Source organism: Nocardioides sp., from assembly GCF_025964975.1.
Classification (GTDB): Bacteria; Actinomycetota; Actinomycetes; order Propionibacteriales; family Nocardioidaceae; genus Nocardioides.
Map to the genome: position 1 here is coordinate 1 of NZ_JAOPXV010000169.1, position 16,080 is coordinate 16,080.

Annotated in this window: 18 protein-coding genes; 9 read left to right on the plus strand and 9 right to left on the minus strand. The window is 70.8% G+C overall.

The window, feature by feature from the left end; genetic code table 11:
* Positions 1-716 (minus strand): class II fructose-bisphosphate aldolase (fbaA, locus tag JWN68_RS12965; RefSeq protein WP_297739546.1); only part of this gene is annotated, 716 nt, incomplete at its 3' end.
* A 209-nt stretch (positions 717-925) separates the two neighbouring features.
* Here fbaA and JWN68_RS12970 point away from each other — a divergent pair.
* The gene (locus tag JWN68_RS12970; RefSeq protein WP_297739549.1) at positions 926-1,489 is read left to right on the plus strand and encodes a sigma factor-like helix-turn-helix DNA-binding protein; all 564 of its coding nucleotides are present in this window, start codon (positions 926-928) and stop codon (positions 1,487-1,489) included.
* A 2-nt stretch (positions 1,490-1,491) separates the two neighbouring features.
* Here JWN68_RS12970 and JWN68_RS12975 read toward each other — a convergent pair whose 3' ends face one another.
* A complete protein-coding gene (locus tag JWN68_RS12975; RefSeq protein WP_297739551.1) occupies positions 1,492-2,160 on the minus strand; it encodes a TrmH family RNA methyltransferase in 669 nt (222 codons plus the stop codon).
* A gap of 33 nt (positions 2,161-2,193) precedes the next feature.
* Here JWN68_RS12975 and JWN68_RS12980 point away from each other — a divergent pair, with 33 nt between their 5' ends.
* Complete coding sequence (locus JWN68_RS12980) at positions 2,194-2,925, plus strand: VTT domain-containing protein (protein WP_297739552.1); 732 nt, start codon at positions 2,194-2,196, stop codon at positions 2,923-2,925.
* Here JWN68_RS12980 and pyrE read toward each other — a convergent pair.
* The gene (pyrE, locus tag JWN68_RS12985; protein ID WP_297739554.1) at positions 2,913-3,443 is read right to left on the minus strand and encodes an orotate phosphoribosyltransferase; all 531 of its coding nucleotides are present in this window, start codon (positions 3,441-3,443) and stop codon (positions 2,913-2,915) included. The genes JWN68_RS12980 and pyrE overlap by 13 nt on opposite strands.
* Before the next feature lie 42 nt (positions 3,444-3,485).
* Between pyrE and JWN68_RS12990 the strand changes: the two genes are divergently transcribed.
* On the plus strand, positions 3,486-4,658 hold the full coding sequence (locus JWN68_RS12990; protein ID WP_297739556.1) for a pyridoxal phosphate-dependent aminotransferase: 1,173 nt from the start codon (positions 3,486-3,488) through the stop codon (positions 4,656-4,658).
* A 28-nt stretch (positions 4,659-4,686) separates the two neighbouring features.
* Here JWN68_RS12990 and JWN68_RS12995 read toward each other — a convergent pair whose 3' ends face one another.
* Positions 4,687-5,730, minus strand: a complete 1,044-nt coding sequence (locus JWN68_RS12995) for a hypothetical protein (protein ID WP_297739557.1) — start codon at positions 5,728-5,730, stop codon at positions 4,687-4,689.
* Between the two features lie 135 nt (positions 5,731-5,865).
* On the opposite strand from JWN68_RS12995, the gene JWN68_RS13000 reads away from it, so the two are divergent.
* Positions 5,866-6,843 (plus strand): iron-containing redox enzyme family protein, encoded by a 978-nt coding sequence (locus JWN68_RS13000; RefSeq protein WP_297739558.1) that lies wholly within the window; start codon positions 5,866-5,868, stop codon positions 6,841-6,843.
* On the plus strand, positions 6,840-7,097 hold the full coding sequence (locus JWN68_RS13005) for a CDGSH iron-sulfur domain-containing protein (RefSeq protein ID WP_297739560.1): 258 nt from the start codon (positions 6,840-6,842) through the stop codon (positions 7,095-7,097). Before JWN68_RS13000 ends, JWN68_RS13005 begins: the two co-directional genes overlap by 4 nt.
* Here JWN68_RS13005 and JWN68_RS13010 read toward each other — a convergent pair.
* Complete coding sequence (locus tag JWN68_RS13010; RefSeq protein WP_297739562.1) at positions 7,094-7,705, minus strand: methyltransferase; 612 nt, start codon at positions 7,703-7,705, stop codon at positions 7,094-7,096. The two genes, JWN68_RS13005 and JWN68_RS13010, sit on opposite strands and share 4 nt — an antisense overlap.
* A gap of 70 nt (positions 7,706-7,775) precedes the next feature.
* Here JWN68_RS13010 and JWN68_RS13015 point away from each other — a divergent pair, with 70 nt between their 5' ends.
* Positions 7,776-8,609: an NAD-dependent epimerase/dehydratase family protein gene (locus tag JWN68_RS13015; RefSeq protein ID WP_297739565.1), complete on the plus strand. Its 834-nt coding sequence runs from the start codon at positions 7,776-7,778 to the stop codon at positions 8,607-8,609.
* Between the two features lie 34 nt (positions 8,610-8,643).
* Here JWN68_RS13015 and JWN68_RS13020 read toward each other — a convergent pair whose 3' ends face one another.
* Positions 8,644-10,017, minus strand: coding sequence for an NAD(P)-binding protein (locus JWN68_RS13020; protein WP_297739567.1), 1,374 nt, complete (start codon positions 10,015-10,017; stop codon positions 8,644-8,646).
* A 58-nt stretch (positions 10,018-10,075) separates the two neighbouring features.
* On the opposite strand from JWN68_RS13020, the gene JWN68_RS13025 reads away from it, so the two are divergent.
* Positions 10,076-11,215: a CDP-glycerol glycerophosphotransferase family protein gene (locus tag JWN68_RS13025; RefSeq protein ID WP_297739569.1), complete on the plus strand. Its 1,140-nt coding sequence runs from the start codon at positions 10,076-10,078 to the stop codon at positions 11,213-11,215.
* Positions 11,216-11,335: 120 nt separating this feature from the next.
* Here the strand turns inward: JWN68_RS13025 and JWN68_RS13030 are convergent, their stop codons facing one another.
* On the minus strand, positions 11,336-12,268 hold the full coding sequence (locus JWN68_RS13030; RefSeq protein ID WP_297739571.1) for a 2-hydroxyacid dehydrogenase: 933 nt from the start codon (positions 12,266-12,268) through the stop codon (positions 11,336-11,338).
* Between the two features lie 72 nt (positions 12,269-12,340).
* Here JWN68_RS13030 and JWN68_RS13035 point away from each other — a divergent pair, with 72 nt between their 5' ends.
* Together JWN68_RS13035 and JWN68_RS13040 are read left to right on the plus strand one after the other, a co-directional pair.
* Positions 12,341-13,747, plus strand: coding sequence for an FAD-binding oxidoreductase (locus tag JWN68_RS13035; protein ID WP_297739574.1), 1,407 nt, complete (start codon positions 12,341-12,343; stop codon positions 13,745-13,747).
* A 4-nt stretch (positions 13,748-13,751) separates the two neighbouring features.
* Positions 13,752-14,153, plus strand: a complete 402-nt coding sequence (locus JWN68_RS13040) for a hypothetical protein (RefSeq protein WP_297739576.1) — start codon at positions 13,752-13,754, stop codon at positions 14,151-14,153.
* 14 nt (positions 14,154-14,167) lie between these two features.
* Here the strand turns inward: JWN68_RS13040 and JWN68_RS13045 are convergent, their stop codons facing one another.
* Together JWN68_RS13045 and JWN68_RS13050 are read right to left on the minus strand one after the other, a co-directional pair.
* Positions 14,168-14,344, minus strand: a complete 177-nt coding sequence (locus JWN68_RS13045; protein WP_297739578.1) for a hypothetical protein — start codon at positions 14,342-14,344, stop codon at positions 14,168-14,170.
* A gap of 160 nt (positions 14,345-14,504) precedes the next feature.
* Positions 14,505-16,080 (minus strand): AAA family ATPase (locus JWN68_RS13050; protein WP_297739580.1); only part of this gene is annotated, 1,576 nt, incomplete at its 5' end.

The following is a 16,080-nucleotide window of genomic DNA, read 5'->3' on the forward strand; positions in this document are numbered from 1 at the left end:
CCGAGCTCGGCGGCGACCGCGGCCTGCGCCTCTCGCAGGATCTCGGGGCGCAGCTTGACGTTGCCGGGCTTGTAGACACCGTGGACGTTGCCGAAGGTCAGCGCCGTCATGTAGCGGCCCTTCTCGCCGGCGCCGAGTGCGCGCACCGTCGCCAGGGCGTCCTCCGGAGTCGTGTAGAGCTGGTCGTTGATCTCGTTGGCGACGCCATCCTCCTCGCCTCCGACCACGCCGATCTCCACCTCGAGGATGATGTGGGCGGCCGCGCACCTCGCGAGCAGCTCCTCGGCGATCTGGAGGTTCTCGTCGAGCGGCACGGCGGACCCGTCCCACATGTGCGACTGGAACAGCGGCGCCTCGCCGCGAGCGACTCGCTCGGCCGAGATGTCGATCAAGGGCCGGACGAACCCGTCGAGCTTGTCCTGGGGACAGTGGTCGGTGTGCAGCGCGATGTTCACGGGGTAGTTCTTGGCGACCTCGGCGGCGTACGCCGCGAAGGCCACCGAACCGGTCACCATGTTCTTGATGCTGGGTCCGGAGAGATATTCGGCGCCACCGGTCGAGATCTGGATGATCCCGTCGGAGCCCGCGTCGGCGAAGCCCTTGAGGGCGGCGTTGAGGGTCTGGGACGAGGACACGTTGATGGCCGGGAACGCGAAGGACTTGTCCTTGGCGGCATCCAGCATCTGCGCGTAGACCTCAGGAGTTGCGATGGGCATGTGAGCGCTCCTCGGAAGACATCTGTGCTTGTCGCCACGACCCTAGTGGCTACTCCCGGGTCGGCGAACGCCGAGGCGATGGGCACGGAAGGCCCCGGGACGCTTGGGCAACTGGTCTGGACCAGTCACGGCGCGGCAACCAATTGCGTCCCGGCTGCGTCATTGGTGCAGGAACAAAACTGCCCGATCCGGGCCAAGGGGGCACCGTCATGACCAGCAGCATCGACTGGGCGCACGAGATCGACTCGTCGCTCGACGGCACCGACCGGCCGCATGCGGCGTACATCGCAACGTCCCGCGCGACGCGGTGGCGCCGACGCGCACGACCCACGGGCCCGGCGTTCGTCGACTACGCAGCTGAGCGGGAGCCGCACATCCGCAGGTTGGCCCACGCCATCTGCTGTGACTGGGCCCAGGCCGAGGCCCTGGTCGGCGAGATCCTCACCCGGCTCGACGAGGGATGGCACCGGGTCGCCCGCCCCGAGGACGCCGACGCATTCGTCCACCGCACCTTGGCGCGGGTGGCGGTGACCGACTCCCCCACCCCGCGCAGCTGCAACGCCCACGGGGACGGCTACCCGATCGAGGACGAGTCCCTTCTCTTCGACGGGCTCCAGTCGCTGACCGCCATCCAGCGCAAGGCCCTGGTCCTGCACGACTGGCTCGACCTGCCGGTCGACGAGGTGGCCGCCGCCATCGGGATCAGCGCCGACCAGGTGCTGCTGCACGCCGCTCGCGGCCGCTCGGCGCTCAACTTCCTGCTGCCGGCCTGAGCTCAGCCGCGCCAGGCGTCGTCGGCGGACAGGTCGGCGTACTCCCGGATCCAGGAGTGCATCGCAATCGCCGCCGCCGCGCTCGCGTTGATCGAGCGGGTCGAGCCGAACTGCGCGATCGAGAACGTGCCGTCGCAGGCCTCGCGTGCCGTCGCGGACAGACCCGGGCCCTCCTGGCCGAAGAGGAAGCAGACCTCCCGGGGCAACGCCATCGTCTCGAGGTGCTGGCTCCCGGGCAGGTTGTCGATCCCCAGGAGCCGGACGTCGATGCCGTGGAGGTACGCCGCCAGGTCGGCGGCGCTCTCGTGGTGCCGCACGTGCTGGTAGCGGTCGGTGACCATGGCCCCACGACGGTTCCAGCGACGGTTGCCGACGATGTGGACCTCGGCCGCCAGGAACGCGTTGGCGGTGCGCACGACGGTGCCGATGTTGAAGTCGTGCTGCCAGTTCTCGATCGCGACGTGGAAGGCGTGCCGTCGGGTGTCGAGGTCGGCGACGATGGCCGCCATCGTCCAGTAGCGGTAGCGATCCACGACGTTGCGCCGGTCGCCCTCGCGCAGCAGCGCGGGGTCGTACTGCTCCCCCTCGGGCCACTCGCCCACCCAGGGACCGAGCCCGACCTCCGCCGGACCATGCGGCATCGGGTCGTACGGCGCCCGCTGCTCGTCCATGGCAGGAACCCTAGGCCCCGATAGGGTGAGCGCGTGACGTTGCTGATGGAGCTCCAGCCCCTGCTTCTCGGGATGGACTGGATGGACCCCAACTGGCTCCTCGACCGGTTCGGCGACGAGCTGTTCTGGCTGAGCCTGGCCATCATCTTCGTCGAGTGCGGACTGTTCTTCCCGTTCCTGCCGGGAGATTCGCTGCTCTTCGCGATGGGGCTGTTCATCGCCACCGGACAGATCGATGTCTTCGGCGGCCCGCAGTGGCTCGAGCTGGTCGTCGCGCTCGCGCTGTACACCGCAGCTGCCGTGCTGGGCAACGTCGCCGGCTACGAGAGCGGGCGCGCGATAGGTCCGAGCCTCTACGAGCGCGACGGCCGGATCCTCAAGCGCAAGTACTTCGACCAGACGACGGCGTTCTTCGACAAGCACGGCAACAAGGCCCTCGTGATCGGCCGCTTCGTGCCCTTCGTGCGGACCTATGTCACCGTGGTCGCCGGGGTGACGCGCATGGACCGCGGACGGTTCTTCCTCTGGAGCATGGTCGGCGCGCTGGGGTGGGTCTTCTCGATCATCCTCCTGGGCTACTTCCTGGGGGCTACGTTCGAGTCCCTGGGCGAGAACATCGACAAGGCGATCATCGTCATTCTCGCCTTCTCCCTGTTGCCCATCCTCTTCGAGGGCTGGCGGCACAGGCGCACCTCAGGGCCCGCGGCCCAGGACAACGACCGGGACGGCGTGCCCGACCGCGACATCGCCGGTCAGGACGTCTGAGCGGCGTCCAGCTGCGCTCGGGTGAGCACCGACCGGACCTCCAGACCCACGTCGGCCAACGGGTTCTCCCCCGCAGGTGACCGGTCGATGGCACAGACGACGATCTCGACCAGGGCACCGGCCTCACGCAGCGCGGTGGTCGCGTCGCGCACGGCACCACCGGTGGTGATGACGTCCTCGATGATCGTGACCCGTCGGCCGGCGACGTCGGGGCCCTCGGCGAGCTTGCAGGTGCCGTACTCCTTGGCCTGCTTGCGAACGAAGAGGGCGGGGGTGCCGGTCCTGGCGCTGACCATGGTGGCGATCGGGATGCCCCCCAGCTCGAGCCCACCCAGCAGCTCCGTGTCGTCAGGCAGCAGGTCGACCATCTGCTCCGCGACCCGGGCGAGCAGCGTGGGCTGGGCCTCGAAGAGGTATTTGTCGAAGTAGGTGTCGGCGACCTGCCCCGAGCGGAGCGTGAACTCGCCCGTGAGTCGGCAGGCAGCATCGATGTCGGCGGCGAGGGTCGGGTCGGCCATGCCGGGGATTCTCGCACTGCCCGGTGTCCTAGGGTCGACGGCATGCGCAGCCACGCTCAACGGGTCCGCTCGATCCCCCCGACGGTCTTCTCCGAGATGTCCGCACTGGCCGTCCGGACGGGTGCGATCAACCTGGGTCAGGGCTTCCCCGACGTGGACGGCCCGCCGTCGGTGATAGCGGCTGCGGTCGAGGCGCTGGAACGCGGCGCCAACCAGTACGCCCCGGGAATCGGCGTCCCGGACCTGCGGCAGGCGATCGCCCGACACCAGCATCGCCACTACGAGCTGGACGTGGACCCCGACCGCGAGGTCTGCGTCACCACCGGCTGCACCGAGGGCATCGCTGCCGCCCTGCTCGGGCTGATCGACCCGGGCGACGAGGTCGTCGTGCTCGAGCCCTACTACGACTCCTACCTCGCGATGATCGAGATGTGCGGCGCCGTACGCCGACCGGTGACGCTGCAGGCGCCCGACTTCCGCCTCGACGTCGACGCCCTGCGCGCGGCGGTGGGTCCGCGCACGCGAGCCATGCTGATCAACACACCGCACAACCCGACGGGCACGGTCCTCACGCGGGCAGAGCTGGTTGCTGTCGCGGACGTTGCGATCGAGCACGACCTGGTCGTGATCACCGATGAGGTCTACGAGCACCTCGTCTTCGACGACGCGACGTCAGCGGAGGGGCACGTCCCGATCGCGACGCTGCCGGGCATGTGGGAACGCACGCTCACGCTGTCGAGCGCCGGCAAGAGCTACTCCTTCACCGGGTGGAAGGTCGGGTGGGCCACCGGCCCGCCCGACCTCGTGTCCGCGGTCGTGGCGGCGAAGCAGTGGCTGACGTTCACGTCGGGGGCGCCGCTGCAGCCAGCCGTCGCGCACGCCCTCGACCACGAGCCGGACTGGCCGCGCGAGCTCGCGCGGTCGCTGCAGTCGAGGCGCGACCTGCTCGTCACCGGTCTCGCAGCGGCCGGGCTCGCTGCCCGGGTGCCGGAGGGGACCTACTTCGCGACGACCGACATCCGCCACCTGGGCTGGGAGGACGGGCGCGCGTTCTGCCTGGCCCTGCCCGAACGGGCCGGTGTGGTGGCGATCCCCAACCAGGCCTTCTACGACTCCGCCGCCGGACGGCACCTCGTGCGCTGGGCGTTCTGCAAGCAGCCCGATCTCATCTCCGAGGGCGTACGCCGACTGGCGGCCGCGGACCTCACGGCCTGAGTGCGCTCAGCGGGCCCTCATCTGGGACTCAGCCGCCGTCGAACCATGTGCGCACGTCGGCACGGCGCAGGCAACTCACCGTCGCCGCGGCAGCAATGCCCGGGATGACCGCCTCTCGCAGCACCAGCGCGGCCACGATGCACAGGACGGCACACACGACGGCGCAGATCATCAGCCCACGAGCCGCCCACGCCCGCCGGTTGGCCATCAGGAACGCCAGGGCGATGGCCCCGGCGCACCAGGCCAGCATGACCGCGCCGACGAGGTAGGACGCCCGCGCGAGGTAGGCGTCGGTCCAGGGACCGTCCGCGAGCGCGGCGAGCTGCCGACGCAGGTCACCGAGGAAGACGTCCGGCTGAGAGACCAGCAGCGCCAAGGCGCTCACGATCATGATGAACACGATGCTGGCCGCGACGATCGTCAGCACCAAAGCGACCGTGACCGCGTCCGGTCGCCGGTCGTGGACACCCCCCGAGACCGACCATCCGGTCGATCCGGTCGCCGACGAGCTCTCGCCCGCACCCAGCACGGGGGCCTTGCTCGCCGGCTTCTCCGCCTGACCTGATGTCTTTTGCGAGTCCCGGTTGGACGTCTGCTCCCACACCTGCATGCGGGACGGCTGACGCTGGCCGCCCTGCTCGGGGAGGGGGAGTCCCGCGAACCACTCCCGCGAGGGGGAGAGCCACAGGAACACGGTCGCAGCGGCCACCAGCGGCGCCGCCAACGCGTTGGAGACGAGGCCGGTGAGGAACAGGGGCACCGCCACCACCGACAACGCGACGCGGGCGCCGGTGCTGCGCTGCAACACCTGCCAGCCGAGGGCGACCGCGGCGACCGCGCAGGCGGCCGACAGGAGGGCGATCACGTGCAACGTCTGGATCATCGACTCGACCGACATGACGGACGCGCCGCCGGGGCCGTCGGCCAGGAACCTCTCGATCCACTCGCGGGTCTCGAGGGACCGCAGCCGGGAGACCATGTCCCAGACCGAGATCACCACGAAGGTGGCGCCCAGCATCACCATGACGCCGGCCATGGTGGTCTGGCGCGGACGCGCGGTCGTGGTGCTCACGCCGTCATTCCACCACCGACGTGGTCGGAGCGCTCATCTGCCTCACCTGCGGCGCCCGCAGCACGCGCGTACGCCACCCGACTCCCCCCACTCAGGGAGGTGACCCCGCGACCAGCCACCTGTGAGAATTGGGCCATGGCTTCCCTTCCTGCCCCCCGCGGTCCCCTGAGCGAGGTCCTGGTCCAGAGCCTCGGGGGGAACTTCGTCGAGCAGCTCCCCGCGTGGCCGGACAGCGAACCCGTGGACGGGTCCTCCGACGCACCGGGCCCGGCCGACGAGACATTGGCCCTCTGGGTCCTGCACGAGCTCAGCTACCGCGGGTTCACCGACGTCGACGAGCGGTGGGAGTGGCACCCCGACCTGCTGGTTCTGCGCTGGCGCCTCGAGGGCGGCCTCGAGCAGCGGCTGCGCAAGCGCTTCCCGACCATCGAGCGCACGGACGATTTCGTCGCCGACCTCGCTGGACTCATCGCCGCGGACGATGGACCCTCCCTGGCCCGACACCTCCAGCGGCACGGGTCCCGCGAGCAGGCGCTCGAGCTGTTGCGGCAGCGGTCCATCTACCACCTCAAGGAGGCGGACCCGACGGCGTGGGTCGTCCCGCGGCTGCCGGGCGGACGGGCCAAGACCGCGCTGGTGGAGGTGCAGTTCGACGAATACGGCGCCGGCGACCCCCAGCGCCTCCACCACGAGCTGTTCGCTCGTGGCATGGTCGCGTGCGGCCTGAGCGCGGAGCCGGGACAGTACGCCGACGAGGCGATCACCGAGGTCCTCGAGCAGAACAACGCGGGCTCGATGTTCGGGATGCACCGACGACTGCGCGGAGCCGCTCTCGGTCACTTCGCCGCCTTCGAGGCGACGAGCTCGGTCCCGTCGCGGCAGCTGGCCCAGGGTCTCGCCCGCCTGGAGCTGCCCGACGAGATCCAGGCCTACTACGAGGAGCACGTGGAGGCCGACGCTGTGCACGAGCAGGTCGCGCTGCGCGACATCTGCGGTGGCCTCGTGGCGCGCGAGCCCGACCTCGCCGAGGACGTGCTGTTGGGCGCGTGGACCTGCCTGGACCTCGAGGCGCGGACGGCGAGCGCCATGCTGGAGCGGTGGGAGGTCGCGTGAGCCTCCCCGACGACACCGAGACCGAGACCGAGATTCAGACCAACGCGGACATCGAGACCAGGGCGGACATCGTGCTGTGCCCCGACGGCCCGATGCTCGTGCGCGGGCAGGCGGTCATCGAGGACGCAGACGGCACCCAGCACGCCACAACCCGACCGGTGAGCGCCGTGTGCCGGTGCGGACGCACGTCACGTGCGCCGTGGTGCGACGGCACCCACAAGCTGATCGCCGACGGGGCGCGCAGCAGCACCTAGTCGGGGGCGCTCGCGACGTCGAGCCGCACCACGATCCCGCGTTCGCCCTGACGCCGGTCGACCTCGAGGAACCGCGCGTCGTCGAGGGCACGAGCCTGGTCGTCGTTGCCCAGCTGGAGGAGCAGCGAGCCTCCGTGGACCAGTGCCCGTGCAGCCGTGTCGAGGCAGGCACGGGCGACGTCGAGCCCGTCGGTCCCACCGTCGATCGCCAGCACCGGGTCCTCCGGGAAGCGACCCACGTCGGCCCGCGGCACCCACGGCGGGTCGGCGATGACGAGTACGAAGCTCTCGTCCGGACCCACGGCGTCCTCCAACCGGACGTGCCGCACCTCCACCCGCGCTCCCAGTCCGTTGGCCTCCGCGTTGCGTCGCGCCCACTCGCAGGCGTCCGGATCCGCGTCGACGGCGACGAGCTCGCGCTCGTTGTCGACGACCGCCGCCAGCCCGATGTGCCCTGCTCCCGTGCACAGCTCGAGCACCCGTCCCGGCGGTGCCGCCTCCAGGAGCTCGGCCGCCCACTCCGACTGCAGCAGGACCCACGGTCGCGGTTCCAGCACGTGCGCGTCGAACTCGATGGTCAGGGATCCGAAGGGCATCGCCGAGGTCATGGACCCCAGTATCACCAGCGCGGGGTGGGCTGGGAGGCCCAGGGTGGTGGTCGGCGGGTACGGTCGGGGCGTGACCCCGGACGTCCTGCTCGTCGGCTGCGGAGACCTCGGGTCAGCGGTGGGTCTACGCCTCGCGGAGCGCGGGCTCGACGTCCTCGCGCTACGCCGCAACGCCGACCGGGTGCCACCACCGCTCCGCGGCCTGTCCGTCGACCTGACGCGCGAGTCGCCCGACCTCCGGGGCGCGCGGCCCCGCTTCCTCGTGGTCGCCCTCACCGCGCGACCGCGCAGCGAAGAGGCCTACCGGGCGACGTACGTCGAGGGAATGGGGCGGGCTCTCGATGCTCTCGCGCGTGCCGGATCGCTTCCGGAGCGAGCCGTCCTGGTCTCGTCGACGGCGGTCCACGGCGCCTCGGACCTGCCTCCCCTGCAGGACGAGACCGCACCGGTGAGTCCCCAAGACGGCCCCGGACGGATGCTGGTGGCCGCCGAGGAGCTGTTCAGCCAGCTGCTGCCCGACGGCACCGTGCTGCGCCTGTCCGGGTTGTACGGCGGCCCCAGCACCCGGCTGCTGGACCAGGTGCGTGAGGGCCGGATCGACGACCCGCACCGCTGGACCAACCGCATCCACCGCGACGACGCCGCTGCTGCGGTCGTGCACCTGCTCACCCGCCCGGAACCGCCGCAACGGCTCTACCTCGGCACCGACGACCAGCCGGCCCAGCTCGGCGACGTGGCCGCGTTCCTCGCGACCCGCCTCGACGCACCTGCACCGCCCACCGCAGAACCCGCCCGTGGCCACGGCAAGCGCCTGTCCAACGCCCGGCTGCGCTCGACCGGCTGGACGCCGTCGCGGCCCAGCTTTCGCGAGGGGTACGCCGACCAGCGCCCCAGGACGTTCTGAGCCCGCTCACGAGCCGGCTCCACCGCGCGTCGACTCAGCCGGCAGCAAGCTCCGCGAGTCGCGCCAGCCCCGGCTGCGTGTGCACGGCCAGCCGCTCCCGCGCCTCGTCGAGCGCCGCCGGAGCGGGATGGCCGGGGGGGACGCGGGCCGGGTTGAGCGCGACCCCATCGGCCCACTGCTTGATGTCGGGCTCGGCGGCGAAGGACATCGCGGCCCGGGTGCCCCGGACGGTCATGTCCGCCCACTCCGCCATCGAGTTGCCGTACGGCGACGGCGGGCACAGCCGGTTCTTCTCGTCGTCGTCGGTGCGGGTGGCCTCGACGTACCCCACGAGAGCGGCTCCGAAGCACGGGAATCCCGCCCTGATGGGCTGCAGCGTGATGTCGTCGGGTCGCCAGACAGGCACGAGTGGTGGGGTTCTCAGTCCGTCCGCGGCACAGTGGACCACGACCGCGTCGACTGCGACCTCGACCGACCCGTCCGCGAAGCACAGGCGGCCTCGCTCCACCGAGGTGAGGTGCCCGCGACGTACGACGTCCTCGATGGTGCGCAGCTCGTCGAGCTCCCACCGCGCCAGGGTGGGCGCCTTGGCCATCGTGGGCAGCCGCGAGCGATCGAGACGCATCATCACGTCGGCGTCCTCCAGGCGGAGGAACAGGTCCTCGAGCGACGTGGCTCGCGCACCCGCCTCCATGACGTCGGCCGCCATCCCGAGGAAGATCGCCGGGTCGGGCTGCACCTTGGCGCGGTTGAGCATCCAGGGCTCCCGCGGTCGTACCCAGCAGATCGCGTCGGGGTCGACCCCCTGGGCAAGCAGCCAGATGCACGCGTCGGTCGCGGTCTTCCCGGAGCCGACCACGACGTACTGGCCCGGCGCCTCGGTCAGGTGCACCAGGTCGTTGACGGGCACCACGCGAGCGCCGTCGCCAACCGCGAACGGCGGAGGGGTCTCCGCCGGGATGCGCGGGGCGAGGTGGTGGGCGTTGACGACGCGGCACGTCTCTGGCACCTCGAGGCGCTCCCCGGTGATGCGCGAGACGACACCACGACCGCCGACGTAGTCGCTGGCGGGGTGGAACTCGACCCGTCCCGTCCTCACCACCCGGTCGAGCTGCTGTGCGTAGTAGCCGGTGATCTCCGACTGCGTCGCGCGCTCCTGGAGCCCGGCCTCGGGCCCGCTCTCCTGGTGCCTGCCACCGCCCAGCAGCCTCGACGCGACGCCGTAGAACGCCGACGCCTGGTGCAGCCGGACGAACGGATAGGCCTCCAGCCAGTGCCCGCCGACGCCGTCGCGACGATCGACCAGGGCGACGCGTGCACCCGAGTGGTCGATGAGCGCATCGACGAAGGCCATCCCGGTGGCGCCTGCGCCGACCACGAGGTAGTCGGCGTCGAGCGTGCGGGGCATGTGGACACCGTGACACGTTTCGGTGAGCCGGGTGGACAGCGCACACTAGAATCCGTACGTGAACGACGCCCACGTCCTTGCGTACTATGCAGACGACCCCACGCGGAGCTACCAGCTGATCCAGTGGCTGGAGGTCCTCGAGGGCCTGCACGCGCACCACCGGGTGGCGATCGTGGTCCGGGACGCCGACGTCGCGGTGCTCGTGGGTGAGCGGACCAGTCTCCCCATCCACCTGGCACCGACGTTCCCCGAGCTCACCGAGCTGTACGCCGCCAGCGACGCCAAGGTCGTCCTGTACTGCAACAACTCGCCGTTCAACTTCCAGTCGCTCGTGGACGGCCGGAAGCTGCACGTGCACATCAATCACGGGGAGAGCGACAAGCAGAGCATGGCGAGCAACAACGCCAAGGCCTACGACCGCGTCTTCGTCGCCGGTGAGGCCGCTGTCCGTCGACACCTCGACGGCCTGCTGGAGTTCGACCCGGCCCGGCTGGTGCAGGTCGGGCGGCCCCAGCTGGACCTGCGACCCGATGGCCTCCTCGCGCCCAGCGCTCGGCGTACCGTCCTGTACGCCCCCACGTGGGAGGGCGACGCGGAGTACAACGACTACACGTCCGTCGACACCATCGGACCCGAGATCGTGCGCCGCATCCTTGCGATCCCCGAGGTGCGCCTGGTCTACAAGCCGCACCCCAAGGTGACCTCGTCCCTCGCCCCCGCCATCCAGGCCGGGCACAACGCGATCCTCGACCTCGTCGCCGCGGCCGTCGCGAGTGATCCCGACGGTGGCCACACGGCCGTGCTGACCGGCAACATCCTGGCCGTGATGCCCGACTGCGACGCAATGGTCACCGATGTCTCCTCGGTGGGTCTCGACTGGCTCTACCTGTGCACGGACAAGCCCATCGTCATCACCGACCGGCACCGCGACGGCGCCCGCTTCCTCGACGAGGTGCCCGTCGGCCGGTGCGCCGACGTCGTCGACGAGTCCACCGTGGACGGGCTCACCGACCTGTTGGCGACCCGGCTGTGGCACGACGAGCTCCACCTCGACCGGCTCGCCATGCGGCACCACTACTTCGGTGGCGTCGAGGTCGGCGACAGCACGACGCGGTTCCTCGACGCGGTCACCGACCTCGTGCGGCTGCGCGACCGGTTGGTCGACGCCCGGCTGCACGGCGACGCCATCACCGCGTAGTCGACGGCGCCGGGCCTCGGCGGTTGCCCGACTTGGCTCAGCCCACCCCGGGAGCGCTCAGGTCCAGGGTCCCGGGAGCTCTCGTCGGTGGCCTCAGCGACGCCGACGAGCAGGACGCGATCAGTCGGGCGACGTCCTGACCGGTGTCACCAGCTCGCCTCGAGTAAGGAACGCGGCAACGTTCGCGAGCGCGAGTGCGGCCATCGCGCTTCGCGTCTGCACGGTGGCGCTGCCGATGTGGGGCAGGAGGACGACGTCGTCACGATCGAGGAGGGCGGCCGGTACGTGGGGCTCGTCGGCGTAGACGTCGAGGCCGGCTCCTGCGATGCGACCCTCTTCGAGGGCGAGGATCAACGCGCGCTGGTCCACGACCGATCCACGCGCGACGTTGACCAGGAAGCCGTCCGGTCCGAGGGCGTCGAGAACAGCCGTGTCGACGAGATGCCTTGTGTCCGGACCCCCGGGTGTCAGCACGACAAGGACGTCGCTGGCGGCCGCCAGCCCGGCCGCGGTCGGGTGGTAGGTCCAGCTGACGTCCTGGGAGTTGCGCGAGTGATAGGCGATCTGCGCGCCGAAGGGAGCCAAGCGACGGGCGACCGCTCGACCGATGCGACCCAGACCCAGGATGCCGACGACCGAGCCTCGCACCTCACGCGCCAGCGGGAACGGCGTGGTGGCGGACCACGTGCCCCGGCGGACGAAGCGATCGGCGGCGCTCACCCCTCGTAGCACGTCGATCACCAGGACCACGGCCAAGTCGGCGACCGCGTCGGTCAGGACGTCCGGGGTGTTGGACACCACGATGCCCCGACGAGCGGCTTCCTCGACATCGATGGTGTCGTAGCCGACGCCGAAGTTGACGATCGCACCGAGGTCCGGCAATGCATCCATCTCTGCGGCGCCGACCACCGTTCCCCCTCCCGTCACGGCGACGGCGAGGCCGCCGGTGGGGCGCACCAGGTCGGCAAGCAACGGGGCGGCGTACTCCCGCTCGAGCGCCTCGCGCAGGGGCACCACCAACGGACCGATACGGACGACTCGGGGATCGCTCATGACGTCATCCTGTCCGGCCCCCCAGCGACCCGGCAGGATGGTGCCAGGGACCCGACCTCGAAGGAGATCTGCGTGACCTCGCTGCTCGACGACCTCCGTGCTGCCATCGGAGCCGATCACGTGCTGACGGACGCGGCCGACCTTGCGGCGTACGGGACGGACTGGCGCGGTGCCTATCGCGGCACGCCACTCGCCGTGGTGCGGCCCGGCAGCACGGCTGAGGTGGCCGCGGTGGTGCGTCTGACGTACGACGCCGGCGTCGCGGTCGTGCCTCAAGGTGGGAACACCGGCATGAGCGGTGGGGCCGTGCCGAGCAACGACGGCACCCAGCTCGTGGTCTCGCTCGGGCGCATGCGCCGCGTCCGCGAGGTCGACGCGGTCGGCGGGACCATCACCGTCGACGCCGGCTGCGTGCTTGCTGACGTGCAGGCTGCGGCGGCCTCGGTGGACCGCTTGTTCCCGCTCTCCCTGGGCTCGGAGGGCAGCTGCACCATCGGCGGCAACATCGCCACCAACGCCGGCGGCACTGCCGTCCTGCGCTACGGGATGATGCGCGCGCGGGTGCTCGGACTGGAGGTCGTGCTGCCCGACGGTCGGGTCTGGGACGGCCTGCGATCGCTGCGCAAGGACAACACCGGCTACGACCTCACCCAGCTCTTCATCGGCGCGGAGGGCACGCTCGGCATCGTCACTGCGGCAGTTCTCACCCTCCAGCCCGCGACACCTGCTCGCGCCACCGCCTGGGTCGCTCTCCCGTCGGTGGCTGCCGCTGCGTCGCTGCTCCCCCTCCTGCGTGAGTACGCCGCCGAGCGGCTCACCACTTGGGAGCTGGTCGCCCGACCGGCGCTCGCGCTCGTGCTCGACGCCGGCCTGCAGGACCCGCTCTCCTCCGACGCCGACTGGTTCGGCCTCATCGAGCTCGCCGGCCCCGCGGGTGCGAGCGTCGACGACGACCTCGAGCGGGCCCTCGGAGCAGCGGTCGAGACGGGTCTCGTCCTCGACGCGGCAGTCGCGGGATCGCCCGCCCAGCGGGCCGGACTGTGGTCATTGCGCGAACGCATCTCGGAGGCCCAGGAGTCCCTCGGTCCGACGGTCAAGCACGACGTGTCCGTGCCGATCTCGGCGCTCGACGAGCTCGTCGCCCGCCTTGCAGCGACGCTCGAGGGTGCCATGCCCGGGATCCGCCCTGTCGTCTACGGCCACGTCGGCGACGGGAACCTGCACTACAACCTGAGCCGGCCCGAGGGACTGGACGCGGCGGCGTTCGTCGCGCGCAGCGAGGAGCTGTCGAGGATCGTGCACGACCTCACCGTCGAGCTCGGCGGCTCCATCAGCGCCGAGCACGGTCTCGGTTCGGCGAAGGCGGCCGCCGCTGCGGCGTACAAGAGCGAGGTCGAGGTGTCGCTCATGCGCGCGGTGAAGCAGGCGCTGGACCCGGCCGGACTCATGAATCCCGGCAAGGTCCTCCCCCTAGGGTGAGTCCATGAGCCCTGCTGCACGCACCGCTGCCCGGCTGGGACTCGGCGCCGCGATGGTGGGTGCGGGCGTGCTGCACCTGACGACCCACCGCGAGGAGTTCCGCGCACAGGTGCCGTCGTGGTTCCCGCTCGGCGAGGACTTCACGGTGATCGCCTCCGGCGTCGTCGAGATCGGCCTGGGCGCTGCCTTCGTCGCCCTGCCGCGGCACCAGCGACTCGTCGGCGGCCTGCTCGCCGCGTTCTTCGTGGCGATCTTCCCGGGCAACATCGCGCAGTACGTCGACGGGGTCGACGCCTTCGGCCTCGACACCGACCGCGCGCGGCTGGTCCGGCTCTTCTTCCAGCCGGTGCTGGTGCTCGGCGCTCTCTTCGGCGGGGGTTGGCTGCGGCGTACGCCTCGGGGCTGAGCTCTGCCCGCGCGTCAGCAGAGGAACCACCCGCAGTAGATCTCCGCCGCCCACCACTCCACCAGCTCGTGCGTGATCCACATGAGAAGCGCAACGATCACCACCGTGGCACCCAGCGCGAGCGGCCAGGTTCGCCGCCGGGCTGGGACTGGCCTCTCGTCCTGGCGCAGCGCGTCGAGGTCGTCGGCCATCCGCCCCTATCCCCCCAGGCCCGGTCACCCGCCTGAGTCCGGCTACTCGACCACGCGGACTTCACCCGGTTTCCGTCACCTTCACACGTGTTGCAACACGCGCGAACGTTCGATTCCCCCGGGTAGCCGGGGGAACCGAACGTCAGACCCCCACCACACCTCAGCTGAGGACGAGCCCGCCCTCCCCGACGTCCACCTTCACCGTGCCGCCGTCGGTGACCTCGCCACCGATGAGCATGCGGGCGAGGGGGTCGCCGATGGCGGTCTGGATCAGCCGCCGGAGCGGGCGGGCGCCGTACGCCGGGTCGTAGCCCGTGTCCGCCAGCCAGGCGCGCGCAGCGTCGGTCACCGTGATCGTGATCCGCCGCACCGCCAGCCGCTGCTCCAACAGGGCGAGCTGGAGGTCGACGATCTGCGCCAGGTCGTCCTTGCTGAGGGCGTCGAACACGACCACGTCGTCGAGCCGGTTGAGGAACTCGGGCTTGAACGACGAGCGCACGACACCCCTCACCGCTTCCCGCTTGGCCTCCGGTGACATCGTCGGATCCACCAGGAACATCGAGCCGAGGTTGCTCGTGAGGACCAGGATGGTGTTGCGGAAGTCGACCGTGCGGCCCTGGCCGTCGGTCAGGCGACCGTCGTCGAGCACCTGCAGCAGGATGTCGAAGACCTCCGGGTGCGCCTTCTCCACCTCGTCGAGCAGGACGACGCTGTACGGCCGCCGCCGGACGGCCTCGGTCAGCTGACCGCCCTCGTCGTAGCCGACGTAGCCGGGCGGTGCGCCGACGAGCCGCGAGACCGAGTGCTTCTCGGAGTACTCGCTCATGTCGACGCGGACGATCGCCCGCTCGTCGTCGAAGAGGAAGTCGGCCAACGACTTCGCCAGCTCGGTCTTGCCGGTGCCGGTGGGGCCCAGGAAGAGGAACGAGCCGGTGGGACGGTTCGGGTCCGAGATGCCGGCTCGCGAGCGGCGTACGGCATCGCTCACGGCTTGTACGGCGCTGCGCTGCCCGATCAGTCGGGCGCCGATCACCGACTCCATCTCGAGAAGCTTGGCCGTCTCGCCCTGCAGCAGCCGGCCGGTGGGGATGCCCGTCCAGGCCTCGACCACGTCGGCGATCTGCTCGGCGCCGACCTCGTCGCCCACGAGCTTCTCGGCCACCTCCTCCTCGGAGGACTCAGCCGCGGCGATCTGCTTCTCCAGCGCCGGGATCGACTCGTAGTTGATCCTGCTCGCTCCGGCGAGGTCGCCGTCACGCAACAGCTTGTCGGCCTCGATGCGCAACGCATCCAGCTGGCGGCGGAGCTCACCCTCGCCCTCCAGCGTTGACTTCTCCCGCTCCCAGCGCGCCTCGAGCCCGCGGAGCTCCTCCTCCTTGTCGGCGAGGTCGGCCTTCAGCACCTCGAGTCGCTCCTGCGACGCGGCATCGGTCTCGCGATCGAGGGCGAACTGCTCCATCTTGAGCCGGTCCACCTGGCGGCGCAGCTGGTCGATCTCCTCGGGACTCGACTCGTGCTCCATCCGCAGGCGCGAGCTCGCCTCGTCGATCAGGTCGATCGCCTTGTCGGGCAGCTGGCGGCCGGTGATGTAGCGGTCACTGAGCGTGGCCGCCGCGACGAGTGCCGCGTCGGTGATGCGCACGCCGTGATGGGCTTCGTACTTCTCCTGGATGCCGCGCAGGATCTGGATGGTGTCCTCGACGGTCGGCTCGCCGACGAAGACCTGCTGGAAGCGG